The organism is Actinomadura sp. NPDC049382, from assembly GCF_040677125.1.
Taxonomy (GTDB): domain Bacteria; phylum Actinomycetota; class Actinomycetes; order Streptosporangiales; family Streptosporangiaceae; genus Spirillospora; species Spirillospora geliboluensis.
In genome coordinates, this window is record NZ_JBFARO010000271.1 from 1 (window position 1) to 1625 (window position 1625).

Annotated in this window: 1 protein-coding gene; it reads right to left on the reverse strand. The window is 66.7% G+C overall.

Going from position 1 to position 1625, the window contains the following annotated elements:
- Positions 1 to 147: 147 nt before the first annotated feature.
- Complete coding sequence (locus AB0K34_RS46595; protein ID WP_364554966.1) at positions 148 to 1392, reverse strand: DUF222 domain-containing protein; 1245 nt, start codon at positions 1390 to 1392, stop codon at positions 148 to 150.
- Positions 1393 to 1625 lie beyond the last annotated feature (233 nt).

Here is a 1625-nt window from a genome sequence, read left to right on the forward strand (position 1 = left end):
TCAACGAACTCGCCGACGCCTACCCAGACCGCATCCAGTAAAGACAACCAGACCCACAACAAGATCATCTTTACACACTTCGAGTTACAGGCTCCACACGTCCCGCTCCAGTGACAGGGCCCCGCCGTGCGGGTCCCGGGCGTGTGGTTATGCGGCTTGGGGCCAGGGTGGTGGGCGGCTGGGTTCGGGAAGGGCTCTGATTCCGGGTGGGTGGAGGCGGTAGGTGTAGCGGCCGTCCAGCGCTTTGGTGATCTGGATGCGGTCTGGGTTGGTGTGTTTGTAGCGGTTGTGCCAGCCGCAGGTGAGTGCGAGTTGGTCGATGTCGGTGGGGCTTCGGCCGAGGGCCCAGCCGTTGACGTGGTCGACCTCGCACAGCGTCCCGGGCACCTCGCACCCCTGCACCGCGCAGGTGGAGTACAGGGTTTCCAGGACCTGGCGTTGTGGGGCGGTGGCGAACCGGACCCGGTGGCCCAGGTAGAGCGGGGTGTTGCCCTGGCCGAGGAGGAGGGGTGAGACTCCGGCGGCGAGGGCGATGCGGCGGGCTTGGGCGGCGGGGATCGGGGTGCCGTCGGTCAGACGTGCCGGGGTGGTGCCGCCGGTGAGGGTGTCCAGGTCGCAGATGACGGTGACCTTGGTGGCCTTGTGCCCACCCGATAGCACCGTGGTCAGCGCTGCCGCAGTGCGTTCGGACAGGTCGCGGTGGTCGTCGGTTCCGGCGGGCTTGGCCAGCGGCCCGAGGGAGCCGTCCCAGATGGCGGCGTCCTCGGCGTTCAGCCAGCCCTTGATGTAACGGCCGCCGTCCAGCGACCGGGTCGAGTCGATCCACGACCGCTCGTAGCCGCGCGCCACGTCTTCGGGGGTTTGTTCGGTGCCGTCGCGTTCAGCGATGACGTCGCGGATCCGCTTGCCGAAGCTGGCGACCTTCCCGGCGGAGAAGCCCTGGTCGACCATGCCCAGCAGGATGTCTTCGGCTTTGCCGCAGTCATCGTCGTCGAGTCGGGTGATGGCGTCGGCGATGGTGGCGGCATATCCGGCCGACAGGTCACCGGTGGTCCACCGCTCGGTCATCTCGGGGACGCGGTGGCGGTGTCGGGCCAGGGTGAGGCGTTCCTTGGCGCGGGACTCGCGCATGCCCAGCCGGGACCGCAGCCAGGACCGGGTGGAGGGGTATCCCCACCGCTGCACTTCGCGGGATCGGTCGACGGTGCCGATCAATTCCGACAGGGCGGCTTCCTGCAGGTCGGTGGCGGTGGCGAGGGTCTCGGTGAGTTCCATGCACGCCGCCGCTGATTCGGGGGCGGGGCGGGAGGCGAGTTCGGCGGCGATCGCCGATGCCGCGTTCACCAATTCCATGGCGGACGCGGCGTCGAGGTCGACCGCGATTGAACTCATACCCTTATGATATCCGACCGGACGCTACTTCGTCCTTTCGAGTCGAAATTCCTCCATGATTCCTTTGGACTTCCTTGATCGACTCTCTCCTGTTTTCTCGAAAGGCTCATTTCGGGCATTTCGATTTGAAGTTCTGCACTTGTGTGTTGTGTGTTTCTGGTTGGGGTGGGGGCGGCGCGTCGGGCAGAGGGCAGGCGGAGCCTGCCCGACGAAAGCTGCACTCAGGGGCCGCA